Raw genomic sequence first — 22,793 nt, forward strand, 5'->3', positions numbered from 1 at the left:
TTTGCAAAGTGTTAAAGCTATATTTTTAAAGGTGTCATAAGCTTGAAGAGCGAAAGGAAACCATGGAAATACAATTTTTGGGAACGGGCGCTGGGCAACCAGCCAAGCAACGAAATGTGACCTCAATTGCGCTGAAATTACTTGCTGAGCGTAATGAAATCTGGCTATTTGATTGTGGTGAAGCAACCCAACACCAGGTTTTAGAGACGAGTATTCGCCCGCGAAAAATTACTAAAATTTTTATCACGCATATGCATGGCGACCATATTTTTGGGTTGCCTGGTTTTTTGTCTAGTCGAAGCTTTCAGACATCTTCCTCAGCTGATCAACCGCAAAATTTAGATATTTATGGGCCAGTCGGCATCAAAAACTATGTCATGACCTCTCTCAGACTATCAGGCAGTAAACTCAGCTATCGGATTAATTTTCATGAGCTAGACGCCAGTCATGCTGGGAAAATTTACTCAGATGAGACCTTTGAAGTCCACATGGCGACACTCGACCACACGATTTATTGTATGGGTTACCGCATCGTCGAAAAAGACAAAAAAGGCGAGCTAGATGCACAAGCACTCAAAGCAGCGGGTGTGCCTTTTGGTCCACTTTTTGGGAAGATAAAAAATGGTCAAGATATTGAAGTCAATGGTGAATTGATTAAAGCAGCAGATTTTATAGGCCCAGATAAAAAAGGCCGTGTGGTGACGATACTAGGGGACACACGCCAGACAGACCAAGCGATTCGCTTGGCAATCGGTAGTGATGTGCTCGTACATGAAGCGACTTACGAAGCTGGTGAGGCTAAAGTTGCTAGAAGTCATGGACATTCGACGACAAAACAGGCTGCTGAAGTCGCCAAACAAGCACATGTCAAGCGCTTGTTACTGACACACATCTCAGCACGTTATGTCGGTCCTTTAGTGACACAGCTTGTTCAAGAGGCAAAACAGACTTTTGAGAATAGTTATGTTGTCAAAGACTTGTATGAAGAAGTGATTCAGTCATGAAAAATTTATTGATAACAGGTGCGACAGGTGATATTGCGCGCGAAATTGCCAAACAGGTTCAAGGCTATCGCTTAATTTTATTATCACGAGATGTCAGCAGTCTAACAGATATTTCTGAGTACCTGTATCAAGTTGATATATCGGATGAAGTGGCTGTGATGGCGACATGTCAACATATTTCAGAGCAGTTTGGTGCGGTTGATGTTCTGATTAACAATGCGGGATATGGTTATTTTAAGCCATTTTTGTCTGACCATACTGATGATGTTCGTCAAATGTTTGACATTAATGTCTTAGCTACGATGCGTCTCATACGTGCTTTTCTACCAGATATGATAGCCCAGAAATCGGGTCAGATTATTAACATTGCCTCTATTGCAAGCTACATGGCGACAGCTAAAACGACCACTTATGCCGCAACGAAGTTTGCTGTTCGTGGCTTTTCAAATGCACTACGTCAAGAAGTCGCTGATGCCAATATTAAGGTGCTAGTTGTCAATACTGGTCCTGTCTTAACTAAGTTTCATGCCGCAAATCCTGAGTATCTGGAAAAAGTTGGGAAAAATGCGGTGACTGCAACAGTTGTTGCGAAAAAAATCGTTTATCATCTCGGATCTAATAAGCGAGAATTAAATTTACCTTGGCAGCTAAACTTGGCCCGCATTTTTTCAATGAATTTTCCAAGTCTAGCAGATAAAATAACTCGGAGGTTTTTTAATCTAAAATGATTACACCTACCTATGATTGGCAAGTCAATACGGATGAACCGTCAGATGAATTTGTCAAGTTAGTCAAAAAACAAAAACTAGATGACCTTTCAGCTAGATTGCTCTGGAAACGTCAAATTCGAACAGAAGAAGACTTAACGACTTTTTTAAATCCGTCACTTGATAATTTGCATGACCCATTCTTATTTTATAGCATGAGCCGAGCGGTTGAACGCATCCGTCAAGCAGTTGCCAATCAAGAAATTATCTTGATTTATGGTGACTATGATGCGGATGGCATGACAAGTGCGAGTATTATGAAAACAGCACTAGATGAAATTGGTGCTGAAAGTCTGGTTTATTTACCTAATCGTTTTACCGACGGCTATGGCCCAAATTTAGATGTTTATAAGTATTTCATTGAAAATGAAGGGATTGGCCTGATTATTACGGTGGATAATGGTGTTGCCGGTCATGAAGCGGTAGCTTACGCCCAGGAAAGTGGCTGTGATGTCATCATCACCGACCACCATTCACTACCAGAAACGTTACCGGATGCCTACGCCATTATTCACCCAGAACATCCAGATGGGCATTATCCATTTAAAGACCTAGCAGGCTGTGGCGTGGCTTTTAAGGTCGCCTGTGCGCTCTTGGAATATATCCCATCAGAAATGCTCGACTTAGTTGCAATTGGCACGATTGCAGATATGATGTCACTCACAGATGAAAATCGAATTTTAGTCAAATTTGGTTTAGAAATTCTGAAGAATACTGAACGTGTTGGTCTTGAAGCCTTGCTCAAAGTAGCAGGGATTGAATCAAGCGATATCACTGAAGAAACGATAGGCTTTCAAATTGCGCCAAGACTAAATGCCCTCGGTCGAATTGACGACCCAAATCCCGCTATCGAATTGTTGACAGGTTGGGATGAAGATGAGACCCGTCAAATTGCCGAAATGATTGACCAGAAAAATGTTGAGCGTAAAGCGATTGTGGCTGAGATGATGCAAGAGGCTGAAAGTCAGTTGGATGATAGTCCAGTTCAGTTTATTTATCAGACGGGTTGGAATCCTGGCGTGCTTGGGATTGTCGCAGGACAATTACTTCAAAAAACAGGTAAGCCGATTGTTATGTTGTCAGAAGAAAATGGCATTTTAAAGGGCTCAGCACGCTCAATTCCTAACTTCAATATATTTGAGGCCTTGACACATCATCGTGATTTATTGCTTGCTTTTGGAGGTCATGCACAAGCAGCAGGTATGACCTTAGAGTTAGCAAAATTACCTGAGATTAAGGCTGCTGTCGCTGATTTTATTAAGCAAAACAAAATCGATATGTCTGAGAAAAATACTTTGATTTTGGATGACGAAATTATGCTATCTGATGTGACTTTGGAGACGATTAAATCACTATCTCAGCTAGCACCATTCGGTCAGGAAAATCCTAAACCTCAGTTTTTGGTGAGTGACTATCAGGTGATTCAAAGTCGTGCAATGGGACAACAAAATGCACATCTTAAATTTAAAATGCAACAAGACAAGACTCAGTTGGAAGCAATTTATTTCGGTCATGGGCAAGAAACACTTGACTTTGAGCAGACAGCACCAGACCTTGCAGTGACTTTATCAGTCAATACTTGGAACGGCAACACATCTGTTCAGTTAATGATTATAGATGCACGAGTTGAAGGCAGCCAATTGCTTGATTTAAGAAATCAGCAAAATCAGACACAAATTCCAGAAAATGCCTTTATTTTCACAAATGAATCGGAAAATCATGCTATAATGAGTGAGGTTCTGGTGATTGCGGAAACACCTAATGATGCGGATGCCTTAGCGAAGTTAGAAAAAATCGTTGCTGAACATGACTTTACAGCGATTTATTTCCAAAATCAAATCAAGCAAGCCTATTATCTAACGGGTGGTGGTACGCGTGACCAGTTTGCTAAGTTTTATAAGACGATTTATCAGTATCCAGAATTTGATGTGCGTTATAAACTTAAAAACTTAGCTGAATTTCTGAATATCCCTGACATTTTACTCGTTAAAATGGTTCAGATTTTTGAAGAGTTGGCATTTGTAACGATTAAAGATGGCCTAATGACTGTCAATCAATCAGCTGCCAAACGTGAGATTTCAGAGAGCGAAATTTATCAAGCACTACAAGAATTAGTCAAAATACAAGCTTTCTTTGCATTATCGCCTGTAAGTGACATTTATCATAAATTGAAAGAGAACTAAAATGGATTTAAAAAACTATATTGCAACGATTCCTGATTACCCTGAAAAAGGGATTGAATTTCGTGACATCTCGCCTCTAATGGCTGACGGTAATGCTTATAGCTATGCGGTTCGTGAAATTGTGCAATATGCGCAAGATAAACAAATCGACATGATTGTAGGACCTGAGGCACGTGGCTTTATCGTTGGTTGTCCAGTTGCTTTTGAATTGGGGGTAGGCTTTGCACCTGTTAGAAAACCAGGTAAATTGCCACGTGAAGTGATTGAAGCACAGTACGAAAAAGAGTACGGCTTTGATACTTTAACGATGCATGCAGATGCCATTAAACCAGGACAACGTGTTCTAATCGTAGATGATTTGTTGGCAACGGGCGGTACAGTTAAAGCAACAATTGAATTGATTGAACAAATGGGTGGAATTGTTGCAGGTTGTGCCTTCCTTATTGAGCTAGATGACCTCAATGGCCGCGAAAAAATTGGCGATTATGCGTATAAAGTACTCATGCATTACTAAAAAGATTAATCTTATGGTAAAATAGTCTTATACTCAATTAACCACGGAAAGAAAATATTTTGGACTATTTTCCGCCACTTCATCGTTGATCGAATTGGAAAAATAGCTCAAAAATTTTGTTTCTTTTCTGGAGTTAAATGGGCAAGATAAACTAGATAGCTTATCTTAGACATGCTGTCGTGAGGTAACCCTATACTTTGTTTGATGGAGATAATAAATTGAAAATTAAAGCATTTGAAAATCAAGATTTGTCAGAACTTTCTATGATTGAAGTCGCACACGCGATGTTGGAAGAAAAAGGCAAGGAAATGGACTTTAACGTCCTTGTCAACGAAATCCAAGACTATCTTGGCAAATCAGATAGTGAAATTCGCGACCGTCTGTCACGCTTTTATACAGAATTAAATACAGATGGTAGTTTCATCCCACTTGGTAATAATGTCTGGGCTTTACGTTCATGGTATGCCATTGATGAAATTGATGAAGAAGTTGTAGCGCTTGATGAGTTGGATGACGAAGGCGACCGTCCTAAGAAAAAACGTAAAAAAGTGAATGCTTTTGCAGTAGATGGCATTGACATTGACTATAGTGATGATGACCCAGAAGATGATGACAATATCACTGATGCGGATGCCACTTATGACGATGAAAATCCAGATGACGAAAAAGACGAGGTTGAAGCCTTTGATGTCGAACTTGAAGAAGTTGAGATTGATGATGCCGAAGTTGATGGTATCGAAGAAGTAGACGATGAAGATGATGAAGATGAAGACGAAGATGACTTAGTCAATAAAAAATAATGGAGAAATCCATATTTTTTATTAAATTCTTGATTTTCAGGGATTTTCGTGTATAATCTAAAATGATAACTCATGACACCTCATCTAGTGAAATCTAGTCAAGTGTGTCTTACGAAAGTAGAAGATTGTTAATTTGGTAGAAAAAGATACGAAAAAATTTGAGCGAGAGACGTTTAAAGATAAAATTCTCCGCCAATTAGAAGAGGCTAGTCAATCTCTCGATGATGTCGCATCAGAGACTGGTTTTGCTACACCTAAAAAAACGTCAGTTACGCCTAAGTCAACCAATCGTTCTCAGGATTCCGATTATTTGTCTGATCCATCAACTCATGATGGGACATTTGATGAAACTGAACGTCCGTTCAGATCACGTTCGATTGCAAGTCGTGCATCAAAAGAATTGTCGGCTGAGTCTGAGTTTGATCCAGCGTTTCAAGATGTGCCTGATTCTTCCAAAGCATTTGGGGCACCTGAGCGTCGAACGTCGAATGCGTCTTTTAATCGTGGGGAAGAAGACTCACTAAAAGAGGATACAGCAGAAATTAAAAATATTAAAAGGGTTTCGCGTCAATCGCAAGAAAGTTATACGCGTTCAGCCAAGAAAAAATCTAAAAAATTGGCAGGCAAGATTATTGCAATTGTCGTTCTTGTCTTATTTGTTGTCGGAGGGGCAACTGGTTTTTTAGGCTATAGATATGTTAAGAGCGAGATTCAACCTTATAGTTTGACGGATAAGTCTACAAAGGCAATTGACATTCCTATCGGTGCTGCCAGCAAGGAAATTGGTCAAATTCTTGAGAAAAATCACATTATCAAAAATGCGACTGCCTTTCAGTATTATACGAAATTGAAAAGTTTAACTGGTTTTAAATCAGGGTTTTATAACCTTTCGCCAAGCATGACACTAACGGAGATTGCGAAAACTTTACAAGTAGGTGGGACAGAGAAACCTGTTGAGCCCGTTTTAGGAAAAATAACGATTCCAGAAGGTTACACCATTGACCAAATGGCGGAGAAGATTTCAGATAATGTATTGACGAAATCAGAAAAGGACAAGACGCCGTTTACCAAGGAAGAGTTCTTGAAAGTGGTGACGGATTCGGCTTTCATTGAGAAGATGAAAACGACTTATCCGGAGCTTTTCGAGTCGTTGCCGGCTAGTGATTCTGGTGTTAAATATCAGTTGGAGGGTTATCTTTTCCCTGCGACTTATGAGTACACGAAGAAATCTACAATGGCATCTGTCGTTGAACAGATGATTGCTGTGATGAATCAAAATCTCCAGACTTACTATGCAACGATTAAAGCTAAGAATCAAACGGTTAATGAAATATTGTCTATCGCAGCCTTGACTGAAAAAGAAGCCAATAATGATGCTGACCGACGTAATGTCGCGCAAGTTTTCTATAATCGAATGAATGTTGGCATGACTTTGGGCTCGAATATTTCGATTCTGTATGCAGAAGGTAAGTTAGGGCAAAAGACTACTTTGGCTGAGGATGCGGCTGTGAATACGTCGTTAGACTCACCGTTTAACTTGTATCTTCATCAAGGTTATGGTCCTGGTCCAGTGACTAGCCCAAGTCTATCTGCGATTAAGGCAGCAGTTGAGCCGACAGACAACAATGACTTGTATTTTGTAGCAGATGTGACGACCGGCAAGGTTTATTTCTCAGAAACTCAAGCCGAGCATGATGCGAATGTTCAAAAATATGTCAATGACAAGCTAGACAATAAAACATCAGATACAGAAGTATCACAATAAAAAAATTTAAAAGAGGGAAAGGAGATGAGGTTCATTGCTCGTGGTAGCATTTAACGTGATTGCATCATTGTTAGACGTATCTACAAGCAGTGACTCAACATCTTAGATTATGGCAGATACAAAAACCTATCAAATGACCCGCGAGGGCTTTGAAGAATTAGAAGCAGAATTAGACAATCTCAAACTTGTGAAACGTGCTGAAGTTGTTGAACGTATTAAAGTTGCACGTTCTTATGGTGACTTATCGGAAAACTCAGAGTACGAAGCAGCTAAAGATGAACAAGCATTCGTCGAAGGTCGTATCGCGACAGTAGAGACAATGATTCGTAATGCTGAAATCGTTGACAATGCAGGTGTGAAAAGCAATGAAGTTGCACTTGGTAAAACAGTCACTTTTGTTGAAGTTGGCGAAGACGAAAAAGAAACTTACAAAATTGTTGGTTCTGCCGAAGCGGATCCTTTCAACGGAAAAATCTCAAATGAATCACCAATCGCGGCAGCACTTATCGGCCGTAAAACTGGTGATACAGTTATGATTCCATTACCTGTTGGCGAAATGGAAGTGAAAATCGTCAAAGTATCTTCTAAGTAAGTGTTAGGAGATAAGAACACATTAAAAACCATCCGGTTTAGCGGATGGCTTTTTGTATATTTCGCTTGTGTGTGCTAAGTTTAATCTTCAATCACTATAATAGAATACCTTTACTTGCTAGATTTTCCAGACACTCCTTTAAATAGGCTTGATTATGCTCGGGATAGATCGGAGTTGTTTGAGGACAAGGCTTGAGCGTCTCGTATTTGGGACATTTCAGACCGCGATAATCTGGTGCTAACCATTTTTTATCAGGATGATAACCACGTGCGGTCATCTCAGACATGACTAAGAGATGATATTGATAGAGCTTGTAAGGTGAATGCTCAAAGACATAATTGACTGTGGCGTGTTTCTTGCCCCACCCATTTCCTCTCAGTGCTGACGTCTCACGGTGTTGCCCTAGTAATTGCTGTCGTGGTAATTGGCGCAGCAACTTTTCGTGCCAAAGTCTCATTTTAATTTTCTCTTTTCCGGCATCTCATGAATCAATCGTGATTGCATTAAATATGTCACCTGATATTTTGATGTTAAACTTTTTAAAAACGGCCCTAAACCATCGTCATCAACCTCTAATTCATCCAATAAATGCAGATAAGCACGTTTTTCTTCAGGTGTTGCTATCTTCTTGAAATATCCCCAAACGTGCTCATAGGCTGTTGTCAGTGTTTTACGCGTAGGGGCTTGTCGTGCAGCCTCGTCTATTAATTTATCAAATGTGAGTGTCGTCTCATCTGTCCACTCATTGTTTTTAGCGAGTACCCTGATTTGATTGTAAAGCTGTTGTGAGCGGGCCATGACCCAATATTTATGTTCTGCCCACTTCACTTGCCAAGCTGTCATGATTTCTCCTTCTGACTATAATGTCTATCTACTCTTGTCATGTTAAACCATCTAACTCCTCTGCCTGCTACTGTTTTGAGTAGGCTATGACTTTATCTTGCCAAGTGTCGTAGATGTTCAGTAAGATTGCTCTGCTGTCTTGTGTGAGGTCTGCGACATCAACTTGGAAAAGCTTGGCTAATTTTTCAAGATTGTCTCTTTTGGGATGAGTAATGTCCTTTTTCCAAAAGCTGTAGGCAGATCTTGAAATGCAGAAGTGTTTAGTGATCTCCACTTGGCTCAAGTGATGGCTTAATCTTAGTTTTTTTAGATTTTGACTTAAACTCATGGCGGGAATCTTTCTTAAAATAGTGGCAAGCTTTTTCTTACCATTAGGGTAATCTATTTTTGAAATTTAGTCAATGGCTATTTCAGAAAACATTATTTTTAAATTTTAGAACTAATTTGTGCGTATATTGGTATGAGGTGATAGTCTATGGCATTTTAAATATGTTTGGGATGACCGATTTCATCCAATCACGTTGATGTTTTCTAACAAGTGTTTATTAGGTATGACTGACTAAATAAAGCAAAACTAAATAAAGAAAAAGCGTGCTAATCAAACGATTGTTAAAGGCCTTTTAGAATAGGTTTTAAAGGACTTGAAAGTAGCAAAAAAAAATAAAAAATGATACAATGGTCAAACAAGGTCAGAAAATATCGGACATGACATCACAGAAGAACTTCTAATGGACGATCCCGCTAAGGCGGAGTGATAGTGTTGGTTAAGTTTCGAGATTTTACGCAGTAAAATAGCAGAAAGGAGAAATTGTGAAAAACACATCAGATATGATAGAGAAGTACCTCAAGGAGTTACTTGCTCAGGCAGCAGAAATTGAAATTCGACGTTCAGAAATTGCAGAACATTTTGGCGTTGTCCCGAGTCAGATTAACTATGTCATTAAGACACGCTTTACCTTGCCAAAAGGCTTTGAAGTTGAAAGTAAGCGTGGCGGTGGCGGCTATATTCGAATTGTCAGAATTCAATATTCAGATGCGCATGATTTCTTAATGGACATTTTGGCTAAAATGCCAGAAAAAATGACCGTCAGCATGGCACAAGACCTCATGCAGTTGATGTTTAACGAAAAAATCGTGACAGAGCGCGAAGGCAATCTCTTGCTTGCAACGCTGAGTCACCCAGTCGTGACAGACTTACAACGCGCCATTTTATTAACCTCAATGATTCACCGACTGGATAAGATGGACTAAGGGAGTGGCTAAGCCGGCCTCTTGGAACCATAAAACTAAGGAAATAACGATAAATGACACAAAATTATACACGCATACTTGAAGATATCCTCAAAACAGCTCGCATTTTTGCCGCGGGCAATGGTTATGATTACGCAGAAACGTCACACATCCTGGCAGGGATGCTATCAAGCAATGATAGTTTTGGCCAAAACATTTTAACAGATCACGATGTAACGATTGAGACAGTGCTTGATGAAATCGAACAACATCAATTACCTGATCAAACAAAAGCAGTGCAAGCCATTCAGTTTTCACCTAAAGTAGAGCAGCTGTTGTTTGAAGCAGATGCACTTGCAGCGCAAAATCACCTAGCAGAAACCGGTTCTGAGCATTTACTCTATGTAATGTTGACAGATGATGACAATGTTGCCAAGAAAATCTTGGAACTTCATAAAATCAAAATTGCTGAAATTCTCAAAGATTTGATTGAGCTTGGCAATATGAATGTTAAAAAAATAGCAAAAAAAGCAGTTACACCAATGGGTAAACGTGACATCGCATCAGGTGTTTCAGCGACGAGTATCACACCGACCCTTGATTCAGTAGCGCGTGATGTGACAGAAGATGCCAGACAAGGTCGCATTGACCCGATGATTGGCCGTGATAAGGAAATCGAGCGCGTGATTCATATCTTGAGTCGTCGTACGAAAAATAATCCTGTCCTTGTTGGTGAGCCCGGTGTTGGTAAATCAGCCATTATCGAGGGGCTCGCACAGCGCATGATTGATGGCAATGTTCCTGCCAACATGGCGGACGTACGACTCATGTCACTCAATATCGCCAATGTCGTTGCCGGCACGAAATTCCGTGGGGAATTTGAGGACCGCATGACAGCCATTGTCGATGAAGTCAGTCAAGACGCAAAAACGATTGTTTTTGTTGACGAATTGCATACGATTGTTGGTGCTGGTGGTGGTACAGATTCTGTTACGGATGCCTCAAATATTATGAAACCTGCACTAGCGCGTGGCGAGTTTCAGCTGATTGGTGCAACGACTTTTAATGAGTATCAAAAATACATCGAAAAAGATGCAGCTCTGGAACGTCGCTTTGCGAAAGTTACGGTTGAAGAACCATCATCAGAGGCATCTATCGCTATTTTACAAGGCCTACAAAGCAAATTTGAAGCCTATCATCAAGTCAAGTTTGATTCAGATGCTGTCAAGGCAGCCGTTCAGCTTAGTGTTCGCTATATGCCAAGTCGTAGACTTCCTGATAAAGCTATTGACTTACTTGATGAAGCAGCTGCAGCTGTTAAAATTTCGGCTAAAAACAATCTGTCTGAGCAAAGCAAGCTAGATAAAAAAGCTTTACAACTTGATGAACAGCTACAAGAGGCGATTATCAATCAAGATTTTGTCCTAGCTAAAAGCATCAATCAAGACCTGCAAAAACTTGATATTAAACGTGAAAAACTGACGGTTAAAACACAGTCAGCGCGCGTGAGTGAGTCAGATGTCTTTGCGGTCGTCTCTAACTTGACTGGTGTGCCAGTCACACAGATGAGCAAAAACGAAATGACCCGCTTGGTTAACCTTGAAAAAGAACTCCACAAACGGGTTATCGGACAAAGTCAAGCCGTTACCGCTGTCGCAAGTGCCATTCGTCGTAGCCGCTCAGGCATCTCAGATGACAGACGTCCAATGGGCTCATTCATGTTTTTAGGCCCTACCGGAGTCGGAAAAACAGAGCTTGCCAAAGCCTTGGCAGAGACCGTTTTCGGCGATGAAAACAGCATGATTCGCATTGATATGAGCGAATACATGGAAAAATTCAACACCAGTCGTTTAGTTGGGGCACCTCCTGGCTATGTCGGTTACGACGAAGGTGGCCAGCTAACCGAGCAAGTGCGCAACAAGCCTTATGCCGTCGTCTTGTTTGACGAGGCAGAGAAAGCTCACCCTGATGTCTTTAACCTCTTGCTCCAAATCCTTGATGATGGCTTTATCACGGACGGTAAGGGGCGCAAGGTCGACTTCCGTAACACGATCATTATCATGACTAGTAATTTAGGGGCGACCTCTCTGCGTGATGATAAGACGGTCGGTTTTGGGGCGGCAAACGCCTCTACCGACTACGTCGCTATGAAGACTAGAATTTTGGAAGAGTTGAAAAAACGGTATCGCCCAGAGTTTCTCAACCGTATCGATGAGAGCATTGTCTTCCACCCACTTTCTGAGCAGGAACTATCAGATATCGTTAAAATCATGGCTAAGCCTTTGATTAAACGCTTGGCAGCTCGTCATATCACCTTAAAATTATCAACGAGTGCCTATCAGCTTATCGCCAAAAGTGGCTTTGAGCCAGAATATGGCGCTCGGCCAATTAGAAAAGCTTTGGAGAAAAAATTGGAAAATACACTTTCTGATAAAATTTTATCAGGAGATATTAAAGCTGGAAATACAGTCTCAGTCGGTGTTTCCAAAGGCGAACTCACCTTCAAAGTGACTGATTAGTCAAAAAGGTATTGTAAAATATTTGTGAAAAAACCGTTTTCACGGTATAATAAAAATATAAAAGATAAAGAGGTGACTATCATGATTAAATTTAACATTCGCGGTGAAAACATCGAAGTAACAGACAGCATCCGCAGCTACGTTGAAGAAAAAATCAGCAAACTTGAAAAGTATTTTACTGAAAATCAAGAGCTGACTGCCTACGTTAATCTTAAAGTTTACGCTGAAAAAACGTCAAAAGTTGAAGTGACAATTCCAGCTAAAAACATTACACTTCGTGCAGAAGATACCTCTCAAGAGTTGTATGGTTCAGTTGATTTGGTTCAAGAAAAATTGGAACGTCAAATTCGCAAATACAAAACAAAAGTGCAAAAGAAACGTAACCACATTGCAACTGGTAAAGTCTTTGAAACCTTTGTTGAATTGGCACCAGAAGAAGAAATCGAAGAAGCAAATATTGAAATTGTTCGGACTAAGAACATCAATTTGAAACCTATGGACGCTGAAGAAGCAGTGCTTCAAATGGATTTAATCGACCATGACTTCTTCATCTTTACAGATGGTGAAACAGGTGCGACAAGCATCGTTTACCGTCGCGAAGATGGAAATATTGGTCTGATTGAAACCAACTAATATCTCCTCATTAGTATGATAAACAAAAAAGTCGACACATCGTGTTGGCTTTTTTGTTATGATTTAGAATAAATGTCTCAAGATTAAATATGTAAGCACTTGAAATGAAAATTTTCTGTAAAAAAAGGTGTGGGACAGTATTTTTTCTTGAAATATCCGTAAAATAGTGGTAATATAAGGTGGTAATTAAAAAAATGCCATCGGGTGTTTAAAATTAAAGGAGACAAAAATGTCAATTATTACTGATGTTTACGCTCGCGAAGTCCTCGACTCACGCGGTAACCCAACTATTGAAGTAGAAGTTTACACTGAATCAGGTGCATTCGGCCGTGGAATGGTACCTTCAGGTGCTTCTACTGGTGAACATGAAGCTGTTGAGCTCCGTGATGGTGACAAATCTCGCTACCTTGGTAAAGGCGTACAAAAAGCTGTTGACAACGTAAACAACGTTATCGCTGAAGCTATCATTGGTTACGATGTTCGTGACCAACAAGCTATCGACCGTGCGATGATCGCTTTGGACGGAACACCTACTAAAGGTAAATTAGGCGCTAACGCTATTCTTGGTGTGTCTATCGCTGCTGCTCGTGCTGCTGCTGACTTCCTTGAAGTACCACTTTACCACTACCTTGGCGGTTTCAATACTAAAGTATTGCCAACGCCTATGATGAACATCATCAATGGTGGTTCACATGCCGACAACTCTATTGACTTCCAAGAATTCATGATCATGCCTGTTGGCGCGCCTACTTTCAAAGAAGCGCTCCGTTACGGTGCAGAAGTATTCCACGCTTTGGCTTCAATCCTTAAAGCTAAAGGATACTCTACTGCCGTTGGTGATGAAGGTGGTTTCGCACCTAACTTGAAATCAAACGATGAAGGTTTCGAAGTGATCATCGAAGCAATCGAAAAAGCTGGTTATGTACCAGGTAAAGATATCGTTCTTGCTATGGATGCTGCATCTTCTGAATTCTATAACAAAGAAAAAGGCGTTTACGAATTCGGTAAATTGGCTAACAAACCAGAAGAAGAGTGGGAACTTAAAACTGAGAAAGACATGATTGCTTACTACGAAGAACTCGTAGCTAAATTCCCAATCATCTCTATCGAAGATGGTCTTGACGAAAACGACTGGGAAGGTTGGAAAGAATTCACTAAAGCACTTGGTGACAAAATTCAACTCGTTGGTGACGACTTCTTCGTTACAAACACTGACTACCTCAAACGTGGTATCGCTGAAGGTGCTTCAAACTCAATTCTTATCAAAGTTAACCAAATCGGTACTTTGACTGAAACTTTTGAAGCAATCGAAATGGCTAAAGAAGCTGGTTTCACAGCCGTTGTATCTCACCGTTCAGGTGAAACTGAAGATTCTACAATCTCAGACATCGCTGTTGCAACTAACGCTGGTCAAATCAAAACTGGTTCATTGTCACGTACTGACCGTATTGCTAAATACAACCAATTACTTCGTATCGAAGATCAACTTGGTGAAGTTGCGGTTTACAAAGGCCTTGATTCATTCTACAACATCAAAGATAAATCTCGTTTCTAATCAGTTAACCTGATATCAGAGACTTGAATTGAGAAGAAGAACCTTTAGGGGTTCTTTTTTTGTTATAACAAGTGGATCATTATTTTATTGGAGAGTCTTCATGGCTAACTTAGCACCTTATATTTCGTCAATTTTTAATCTGTCAGTAACATAAATGTACAATGTCAGATTGAAGTGAACATAAGACAATCTATAATTGATTCTAATTAGTTGCAAATATACCCTTATGGGTATATAATGAGTATATAAATATATTGGAGGTTGTAAGGTGAAAAATATAACAGCAGAAGAACTTAAAACTAAGCTTTCGGATAATATTCGAGTGATTGATGTGCGTGAAGGTTACGAATACAGTAATGGACATGTTCCAGGTGCGATTAATATCCCGATGAGTGAAATAGAAGGGCGCGTAAGCGAAATAAAAGAAGGAGACTACATTATTTGTCAATCTGGTGCGCGTTCAACAAATGTCTGTCAATGGCTTGAAATGCAAGGGTTAACTATCACTAATGTTCAAGGCGGAACATCATCATTCAGAGGAGTGTTAGAATATTAATGTTTAATTGGTTTAAGAAAATAGATGCTATCTCAACTTCTGATTTGTCTGTAGCTTTGAAAACTAAAAAGATGCAGTTGATTGATGTACGAGAAACAAGCGAGTATGCTTCTGGACATATCAAAGGCTCTAGAAACATTCCTTTAGGTCAGATTAGCTCATTTACAGCCCCTAAAGGGGTGAGAGTTGCAGTGATTTGTCAGTCTGGTATGCGATCTCGTCGAGCTTATAAAATTTTGAAAAAAAAGGGGTTGGATGTTGTAAATGTAAATGGTGGCATGATGGCATGGAAGGGAAAAATGGTAAACTAAATGACAAAGAGATTTTTGATTATCGGTGGAGTTGCCGGTGGGATGTCTGCAGCAACCCGTTTGCGTCGATTAAATGAAGATGCTGAAATAATTGTATTTGAGAAAGGGCCTTATGTCTCATTTGCAAACTGTGGTTTGCCTTATTATGTAAGCGGAGAAATAAAAGAGCGTGAAGGACTCATAGTTCAATCGGCTACCGCCTTGAAAAAACGATTTAACATTGATGTTCGTGAAAAATCTGAAGTTGTAAAAATTGATAGCGAAACAAAAACGGTGACAGTCCTTTCAGAAGGAGAAGAATACATCGAAAGCTATGACAAATTAATTTTATCTCCTGGAGCAAGACCATTTTTGCCCGATATTATTGGTTTGAATGACTCTGAAAACATTTTTACGTTACGCAATATTCCTGATGTTGATAGGATTGTTGAGTTCATAAAGATGAATAATCCTAAAAGTGCGACAATTATTGGGGCAGGCTTTATAGGCCTTGAAATGGCTGAAAATCTAGCAAATCGTGGATTACAAGTAACAATTGTAGAAAAAGCTCCTCATGTCTTACCACCGATTGATGCTGAGATGGCAGCTTTTGTCAATGAAGAACTTACAAAAAATAGTGTTAAGGTTTTGACGAATGCAGAAGCTGTTAAATTTTCGGGTAATGAGATTTTACTTGATAGCGGTGAAGTGATAGTATCAGATTTAACAATCCTATCAGTAGGTATTAAGCCCGAAACATCGCTTGCAAAACTTGCTGGTATTAAACTCGGGTTCCGAGATGGTATTGTTGTTGATGAACAATACGAAACTTCTATCAAAGATATTTATGCAGTTGGAGATGCAATTGTTGTAAAAAATCAAATTGGTCAAGATTCATTAATCTCACTTGCTAGTCCAGCAAATCGTCAAGGAAGACAAGTAGCTGATATTATTTCGGGATTATCATCTAAAAATAAAGGTTCACAAGGTACAGCAATCGTACGTGTATTTAATTTACAGGCTGCAAGTACAGGCTTGTCGGAGCGTCAAGTTCAATTATCAAATTTAACTTATAAAGCAATTCATATTACTGCGAATGATCATGCAGGGTATTATCCAGGGGCGAGTGCAATTACATTGAAACTCATATTTAACCCTGATAATGGCGAAATATATGGTGCACAAGCAGTTGGTCAAAAAGGTATTGACAAGCGCATAGACATTCTTTCAACTGCGATAAAAGCAGGATTGACAATCTTTGATTTACCTGAATTAGAGTTCACTTATGCACCACCATTTGGTTCAGCTAAAGATCCTGTCAATATGGTTGGCTATGCTGCAATGAATATTGCGCTTGGGCAATCATCCAACATTCAATGGCATGAGCTTGCAAAAGAATTGCTTCAAGGAAAAATATTACTTGATGTTAGAAACCCTGATGAGATAGCAAGAGGGAAATTTGTCCATTCAGTAAATATTCCTCTTGATGAATTACGTTCAAGACTAGGGGAACTTGATAAAACAAAATCCTATATTGTGAGTTGCCAATCAGGATTGCGAAGCTACAATGCAGAACGAATTATGAAGCAAGAAGGCTTTGATGTAAAAAATCTTGATGGTGCTTACGGTCTATACAGCAAAGCCACACAAGAGATGATAGAAAAACCAACACAAAAAAATTAAAAATAACTAAATAGGAAAGTTAAAAAATGTCTAAAAAAATTGTAATTATTGGTGGTGTTGCTGGTGGTGCTACTGCTGCAACCCGTTTACGTCGATTATCAGAAGAAGACGAGATAGTTCTCTTTGAAAAAGGACCATATATTTCTTTCGCTAATTGTGGTTTGCCTTATCATGTTGGGAAAGTTATTAAAGAACGAGAGGATTTATTGCTTCAAACACCAGAAGGGATGAGTGCACAGTATAACCTTGATATTCGAGTACTCAGTGAAGTGTTAGAAGTTCATCCTGAGGATCATAAAGTAATTGTTAAAAATCAGGAAACTGGCGAGACTTATGAAGAAAACTTTGATAAATTAATTATATCAACAGGTGCAAAAGCAATTATACCTCAGATTCCAGGTCTTTCTAATGCAAAGAATGTGTTCACTTTGCGAAATATTCCGGATATGGATAAGATTAAAGCACATATATCTAAATTTAATATTAAAACTGCAACCGTTATTGGGGGTGGTTTTATTGGTCTTGAGATGATGGAGAATCTTGTTGAACTTGGACTTAATGTTCAACTTGTGGAAATGTCACCACAAGTCATGCCTAATATTGATATAGAACTTGCTCAAATGCTCCATAGTCAGATTAATATGCATGGTGTAAAACTCCTTCTTAACAATGGGTTAAAGTCTTTTCATGATAATGGCATGAAAATTGAACTCAATGATGGACAAATATTAGATACCGATATGACGATTTTATCAATCGGTGTAGTTCCCGAAAATTCACTTGCAAAAGATGCCAATATTGAGCTTGGTTTTAAAGGGGCTATCAAAGTTGACCGGCAAATGAGAACAAATTACGCTGATATATATGCTATTGGTGATGTGATTGAAGTTGAAGATGCGGTTTCTGGCCTTCCTACCAATATTCCACTAGCATGGCCTGCAAACCGTCAAGGGCGTTTGGTAGCAGATGTCATCAACGGAATGGAAGCTGAATATACAGGAACGCAAGGGACTTCTGTTGCAAAAGTTTTTGAGCTCACAGTAGCGGGAACAGGCAATTCAGAGCGTTTACTCAAGAGTCAAGGGATTGAGTATGAAGTAATTCATATTCATCCAAATTCACACGCAGGATATTACCCAGGTGCTTCTCCCATAGCACTGAAGCTCTTGTTTGGAAGAAAAGATGGTAAGATTTTTGGGGCTCAAGCTGTCGGGGTAGAAGGCGTTGAAAAGCGTATTGATGTAATAGCGACTGCGATGAAATTTGGCGCGAAAGCACCAGATTTAGCAAAAATTGAATTATCTTATGCACCTCCTTATTCATCCGCCAAAGATCCGGTCAATATGTTAGGGTATACAGCGGATAATATGATGCGTGAGAAAGTCTCAACTTTTCAATGGTCAGAAATTTCGGATTTGAAAGCAGCTGGTGCATATTTCCTTGATGTGCGGGAAGATTTTGAGTTAGCGACTGGCTTGATTGAAGGTGGCATTCAAATACCATTGAACCAACTTCGAGATCGTCTCAACGAATTGCCAAAAGATCAAACGATATATGTGTATTGTCAAGTCGGGGCACGTGGCTACAATGCAGCAAGAATTCTTATGCAAGAAGGATTTGAAGTGAAAAATCTTGATGGTGGATATAAAACTTATAAAAATAGTAAATATCAACTTCGGAATATTACATTCAAGTCTGAAAATCTTGATAAGCCAAAAACTTCGCAAACTTTTAATGGTGAAGATATAGAACTTGATGCTTGCGGTCTCCAGTGTCCAGGCCCAATATTAAAGGTCAAAGAAAATATCGACAAAATGGAATTAGGTCAACGTTTGAATATTAAGGCGAGTGACTTTGGTTTCGCTGCGGATATTGAAAATTGGGCAAAAGCAACAGGTAATACAGTTATCAAAAACGAAATTGAAAGCAATAAAATTGTTGCAACTGTTTTAAAGGGAAAAGAAAATCCCGATGAAGTCTTAAAGGCATTATCAAAGATATCTGAAGGTACACTGACCACGACTCCAAAAGGAGCAACAATTGTTCTTTTTTCTGGTGATCTCGATAAGGCACTTGCTAGTATGATTATTGCAACAGGTGCAGCTTCATTTGGTAAAGAGGTAACCATTTTTTGCACTTTCTGGGGCTTAAATTTGCTTAAAAAGAATGTCAAAATTAAGAAAAAAGGTATAGCAAAGCTTTTTGATATAATGTTGCCGAGCCAAGCTAATCAAATGCCGATTTCTAAAATGAACATGGCAGGCATGGGCTCTGCGATGATTAAAGAAGTGATGAAACAAAAAAATGTTGATGCTTTACCTATCATGATTGAAAAAGCTCATCAATTGGGAGTAAAATTTGTTGCTTGTACTATGAGCATGGACATTATGGGAATTGATAAAGTAGAACTTTTTGATTGGGTAGAGTATGGCGGTGTTGCAACATTTATTGGAGATAGTGAAGAAGCTAACATGCAATTATTTATATAAATAATTGTATATCGGCGATAATACTTTCACATCTTGCAAGGACTTGTTGGGGAGTTGTCTGAATCTACGGTTAAATTGCAAACTAACCGTAGATGAAAATTTCAATACACCATTTGCTTTTAATATTGAAGGTATGTCAACCTGACGAGTCAAGAAATTGGAAAAGAAGTGAAAAATAGAAGAATTGCAACCAAATGCTCAATTCAAGAGATTATTGTTGAGTTTGGAAGTTAAGAAGAGTGTATAATTTTTATATGAATAGTTATAATAACAAAATGGAAAATCGAATTAAGCGTGCTACAGGTCAACTTCAAGGTATCTTGCGGATGATGGAGGAAGATAGGGAGTGTGTTGATGTTATTACACAGCTTTCTGCTGTTCGTTCAAGTCTTGATAGTTTGATTGGAGTCATTGTTGCAGAGAATCTTAAGTCTTGTTTACTCGATGACTCGTCTGATAAGGACATTAAAATAGAACAAGCAATTAAAATGATTATCAAGAAATGATCTATAGGTGATAGATTAATTTGAACAATGCTATGACTAATACACATAAAATATAGTATTAGAACCCATATTTCATATAAGATGATAAAAAAGAATTTCGGGATAAACTATGCTCGAAATTCTTTTTTATGTATGCCATATTTTAATAAAACTCCCCATATTTTGGATATTTAGTCCAAGTTATGGGGAGTACTACTAAGACAAGATAATTTCTTGTCTTTTTATGTTAGATTAGATGAAAATATTGTTTCAAATATTTATTTGAGATAACCAAGGTAATCAAATTTTTCGAAAGTATGGTCATTAGCAATACCAACTAAAATGATATTAGGAGGTAGAGGGGTATTAGGGTCAACATTAAGTTTTAAATGACCTCCTTTATGGAGTCTTGTGCCGATAATATTTAGTTCATATTTTTGACGGATACTCAATTCTGCTAAATTTTTCCCTACCCAAGATTCGGGGATCTTAAAATTAATGATAGAAACATGATTTTCTAAATAGATGATATTTTCGATATGATGTTTAAGTATATTTGATGCAACTTTTTTTCCAGAATCTCTTTCAGGAGAAATGACATCCGTTGCACCAATGCCATACAATACTTCTTCATAAATTTTGTTCTTGGCTTTGGCTATAATTATAGGAATTCCAATTTTTTTACAATTAAGAATCGCAAGAACAGAAGACTCCAAGTTATTCCCAGTTGCAACAACTACTGTTTCACAATGGTCAAGTCCGACAGCTAACAGAAAATTTTTATCAGTTATATCTCCGAGTACAGCTTTGGTGACAATATTTCCAAATTCATTAACAATATTTTCTTTCATGTCAACGGCAATGACATCTTGATCAAATTGACTAAGCTGTCTAGCAACAGCACGCCCAAAAATTCCTAGACCTAAAACTCCCACCAATTTTTTTTTCATATTAAAATCTCCTTATCCGACTAAAATATCAGTTTCAGCATAATTAATGTTCTTTTCCTTCTTTTGAATCAAACTGAACAGGAATGTTATAGGGCCTACACGACCAATAAACATCAGTAACATAATGATGATCCTTCCCTGTGTCGACAATTTTGAAGTCAAATCCATTGTAACGCCAACAGTATTCATAGCCGAAATAGTTTCGAAAAGCAAAGAAAAGGGATCTAAGTTAGGTTCAAAGCTTAACAATAAGGTATAACCAATAACAAGAATAGTAAAGAAGAAAAGCAAGACCGATATGGTTTGTTTAACTGTTTTACTTGCAATAACACGGTGACTAAAAGTTACCAATGATTGCCCAACGAGTTCCGATTTTATAAGAAGAAAAGCAATTGCAAAGGTCGTTACTTTAATTCCGCCAGCAGTTCCACCAGGTCCCCCACCAATAATCATTTGAAACATATAAATGAAATTTGTAGGTGCGAATGTGTCTTTAAATGAAATAGTTGAAAATCCTGCAGTACGCATAGTTACAGTCTGAAAAAAGCTGACCATTATTTGTTGAGGAAAGGTATAATTACTAATTGTTTTGGGGTTATCTTTCTCTAAGTACCATGTTAATAGTGTACCTAAAAATAAAATAATAACTGTTGTTTGCAGTATCAAACGAGTTTGGTTGGATAATTTTTTATAAAAAACACCATGACCTACTGGTTTAGAAAAAAAGAGTCGTTTTAGATTTGCAATGACATCGTCCCAAACTGCAAAACCAATCCCGCCAAATATTATTAATGCTGAGACTGAAAAATTAATGGTGGGGTTTAAAACAAAAGCATTTAAACTTGATGAGCCAAAATTATCAAATCCAGCATTACAAAAAGCAGAAACAGTTAAAAATATACTGTTAAAAATGCCATGTTTTATTCCAAACCGTGGAATAAAATCAGTCATGATAATAATCCCAAATAGAGACTCAATGATTATCGTTGTTTTATATGCAAAAAATAGATATTCTTTGAGATTTTTACTATCTTTTCGATTAAGTGCAGATTGTAAGAGGGTATGACCTGCGAAATTCATTTTTTTTTGAAGAGCAAATACACCAAAGGCAATCAAAGTAATTAATCCTAGACCACCTATCTGCATCAAAATAATTGAAATAGTTTGACCGATGCCGTTGTAAATTTCTGAAATTGGTGCAATTGAAAGCCCTGTTACACAAACCATAGAAATGACATTAAAAAGATTATCAAGATAGGTAGTATGATAGTTATTTTGATATTGGGAAATGGGCAAAGATAAAAGAACGCTTCCAATCAGGATGACTAAAGCAAAACTGAAAGTTATCTGTCGGGTAATTGACCAAGATTTAATCAAAAAAAATTTCACATCTCCTCCTTAAGACATCAGTATAATCATGCAAATTGAATTTATATATTGAGTAACTTCCTAGTGATTTTTTTGAACACATCATTGATATAAATGTAACGATTGTTTTTATTAATAGATAGTCCGTTGATACACTGAAAAATAATTGAGTATCTTTTATGCTTGTTGGATTAAGATTTCTAACCTAGGTATTTCAAGTATTTCTGGTGATATTCTTTTCTCAAAAAAAGATTTTGAATTAATTTAATTATAGCATTTTGTTTTTTAAAAGTGTTATACACAAGTCATGATGGTTACATGATATTCAAATTTTACAAAACTTACCATAAAAATAATCAAGTAAAGTAAGGTGATAGGTTGAATACAAAATGACAAGTTTAACTTCAGGATAGGAATGCCTATCCTTTTTACTTGGACATTCCTGATGATAGAACGGTGATGGAAGTGAAAAAATGCCTCCATGTTAGGTTTTGGAGTAATAAATCACTACTTGCATTAATAGATTTTTTTAGATATTATGATTTGTCAAATTAAGTTAGAATAAAA

The 22,793-nt window shown here is 38.2% G+C and carries 21 protein-coding genes; 16 read left to right on the forward strand and 5 right to left on the reverse strand.

Going from position 1 to position 22,793, the window contains the following annotated elements; genetic code table 11:
• Positions 1 to 62 precede the first annotated feature (62 nt).
• From rnz to greA, 7 genes are all read left to right on the forward strand, one after another.
• Positions 63 to 1,004, forward strand: coding sequence for a ribonuclease Z (gene rnz / locus RR45_RS01185; RefSeq protein ID WP_031366127.1), 942 nt, complete (start codon positions 63 to 65; stop codon positions 1,002 to 1,004).
• Positions 1,001 to 1,732, forward strand: coding sequence for an SDR family NAD(P)-dependent oxidoreductase (locus tag RR45_RS01190; RefSeq protein ID WP_031366126.1), 732 nt, complete (start codon positions 1,001 to 1,003; stop codon positions 1,730 to 1,732). Before rnz ends, RR45_RS01190 begins: the two co-directional genes overlap by 4 nt.
• Positions 1,729 to 3,954 carry a single-stranded-DNA-specific exonuclease RecJ gene (recJ, locus tag RR45_RS01195; RefSeq protein WP_031366125.1) on the forward strand — a complete coding sequence of 742 codons (2,226 nt, stop codon included), beginning with the start codon at positions 1,729 to 1,731 and terminating at the stop codon, positions 3,952 to 3,954. The genes RR45_RS01190 and recJ overlap by 4 nt, the downstream gene beginning before the upstream one ends.
• A gap of 1 nt (position 3,955) precedes the next feature.
• On the forward strand, positions 3,956 to 4,468 hold the full coding sequence (locus tag RR45_RS01200) for an adenine phosphoribosyltransferase (protein ID WP_031366124.1): 513 nt from the start codon (positions 3,956 to 3,958) through the stop codon (positions 4,466 to 4,468).
• Positions 4,469 to 4,686: 218 nt separating this feature from the next.
• Positions 4,687 to 5,268: a DNA-directed RNA polymerase subunit delta gene (gene rpoE, locus RR45_RS01205; RefSeq protein WP_031366123.1), complete on the forward strand. Its 582-nt coding sequence runs from the start codon at positions 4,687 to 4,689 to the stop codon at positions 5,266 to 5,268.
• A 133-nt stretch (positions 5,269 to 5,401) separates the two neighbouring features.
• On the forward strand, positions 5,402 to 7,033 hold the full coding sequence (gene mltG / locus RR45_RS01210) for an endolytic transglycosylase MltG (protein WP_031366122.1): 1,632 nt from the start codon (positions 5,402 to 5,404) through the stop codon (positions 7,031 to 7,033).
• A 109-nt stretch (positions 7,034 to 7,142) separates the two neighbouring features.
• Positions 7,143 to 7,625 (forward strand): transcription elongation factor GreA, encoded by a 483-nt coding sequence (gene greA / locus RR45_RS01215; protein ID WP_003140218.1) that lies wholly within the window; start codon positions 7,143 to 7,145, stop codon positions 7,623 to 7,625.
• Positions 7,626 to 7,719: 94 nt separating this feature from the next.
• On the opposite strand, the gene RR45_RS01220 is transcribed toward greA, so the two are convergent.
• The 3 genes from RR45_RS01220 to RR45_RS01230 all read right to left on the reverse strand — a co-directional run bounded on the left by RR45_RS01220 (position 7,720) and on the right by RR45_RS01230 (position 8,796).
• Entirely contained in the window at positions 7,720 to 8,082 is a 363-nt protein-coding gene (locus tag RR45_RS01220) for a TIGR02328 family protein (protein ID WP_031366121.1), read from the reverse strand.
• Entirely contained in the window at positions 8,079 to 8,468 is a 390-nt protein-coding gene (locus RR45_RS01225) for a YbgA family protein (RefSeq protein WP_031366120.1), read from the reverse strand. Before RR45_RS01225 ends, RR45_RS01220 begins: the two co-directional genes overlap by 4 nt.
• Before the next feature lie 67 nt (positions 8,469 to 8,535).
• A complete protein-coding gene (locus tag RR45_RS01230; RefSeq protein ID WP_072353556.1) occupies positions 8,536 to 8,796 on the reverse strand; it encodes a helix-turn-helix domain-containing protein in 261 nt (86 codons plus the stop codon).
• Positions 8,797 to 9,275: 479 nt separating this feature from the next.
• Between RR45_RS01230 and RR45_RS01235 the strand changes: the two genes are divergently transcribed.
• The 9 genes from RR45_RS01235 to RR45_RS01275 all read left to right on the forward strand — a co-directional run bounded on the left by RR45_RS01235 (position 9,276) and on the right by RR45_RS01275 (position 19,929).
• Positions 9,276 to 9,719 carry a CtsR family transcriptional regulator gene (locus RR45_RS01235; RefSeq protein WP_314088973.1) on the forward strand — a complete coding sequence of 148 codons (444 nt, stop codon included), beginning with the start codon at positions 9,276 to 9,278 and terminating at the stop codon, positions 9,717 to 9,719.
• Between the two features lie 53 nt (positions 9,720 to 9,772).
• The gene (locus tag RR45_RS01240; RefSeq protein WP_031366117.1) at positions 9,773 to 12,217 is read left to right on the forward strand and encodes an ATP-dependent Clp protease ATP-binding subunit; all 2,445 of its coding nucleotides are present in this window, start codon (positions 9,773 to 9,775) and stop codon (positions 12,215 to 12,217) included.
• A gap of 81 nt (positions 12,218 to 12,298) precedes the next feature.
• Positions 12,299 to 12,850, forward strand: a complete 552-nt coding sequence (gene hpf / locus RR45_RS01245) for a ribosome hibernation-promoting factor, HPF/YfiA family (protein ID WP_031366116.1) — start codon at positions 12,299 to 12,301, stop codon at positions 12,848 to 12,850.
• 229 nt (positions 12,851 to 13,079) lie between these two features.
• Positions 13,080 to 14,405: a phosphopyruvate hydratase gene (gene eno, locus RR45_RS01250; RefSeq protein WP_031366115.1), complete on the forward strand. Its 1,326-nt coding sequence runs from the start codon at positions 13,080 to 13,082 to the stop codon at positions 14,403 to 14,405.
• 268 nt (positions 14,406 to 14,673) lie between these two features.
• Positions 14,674 to 14,961 (forward strand): rhodanese-like domain-containing protein, encoded by a 288-nt coding sequence (locus RR45_RS01255; RefSeq protein WP_031366114.1) that lies wholly within the window; start codon positions 14,674 to 14,676, stop codon positions 14,959 to 14,961.
• Entirely contained in the window at positions 14,961 to 15,272 is a 312-nt protein-coding gene (locus RR45_RS01260; RefSeq protein WP_031366113.1) for a rhodanese-like domain-containing protein, read from the forward strand. The genes RR45_RS01255 and RR45_RS01260 overlap by 1 nt, the downstream gene beginning before the upstream one ends.
• Positions 15,273 to 16,934 (forward strand): FAD-dependent oxidoreductase, encoded by a 1,662-nt coding sequence (locus RR45_RS01265; RefSeq protein ID WP_031366112.1) that lies wholly within the window; start codon positions 15,273 to 15,275, stop codon positions 16,932 to 16,934.
• 26 nt (positions 16,935 to 16,960) lie between these two features.
• Positions 16,961 to 19,423, forward strand: a complete 2,463-nt coding sequence (locus RR45_RS01270; RefSeq protein ID WP_031366111.1) for an FAD-dependent oxidoreductase — start codon at positions 16,961 to 16,963, stop codon at positions 19,421 to 19,423.
• 254 nt (positions 19,424 to 19,677) lie between these two features.
• Entirely contained in the window at positions 19,678 to 19,929 is a 252-nt protein-coding gene (locus RR45_RS01275; RefSeq protein ID WP_031366110.1) for a metal-sensitive transcriptional regulator, read from the forward strand.
• A 257-nt stretch (positions 19,930 to 20,186) separates the two neighbouring features.
• On the opposite strand, the gene ktrA is transcribed toward RR45_RS01275, so the two are convergent.
• Positions 20,187 to 20,858: a potassium uptake transporter gating subunit KtrA gene (gene ktrA, locus RR45_RS01280; protein ID WP_031366109.1), complete on the reverse strand. Its 672-nt coding sequence runs from the start codon at positions 20,856 to 20,858 to the stop codon at positions 20,187 to 20,189.
• Positions 20,859 to 20,870: 12 nt separating this feature from the next.
• A complete protein-coding gene (locus RR45_RS01285) occupies positions 20,871 to 22,247 on the reverse strand; it encodes a TrkH family potassium uptake protein (RefSeq protein WP_031366108.1) in 1,377 nt (458 codons plus the stop codon).
• Positions 22,248 to 22,793 lie beyond the last annotated feature (546 nt).

Origin of the sequence: Pseudolactococcus chungangensis CAU 28 = DSM 22330 (assembly GCF_002441885.1) — a bacterium.
Taxonomy (GTDB): domain Bacteria; phylum Bacillota; class Bacilli; order Lactobacillales; family Streptococcaceae; genus Pseudolactococcus; species Pseudolactococcus chungangensis.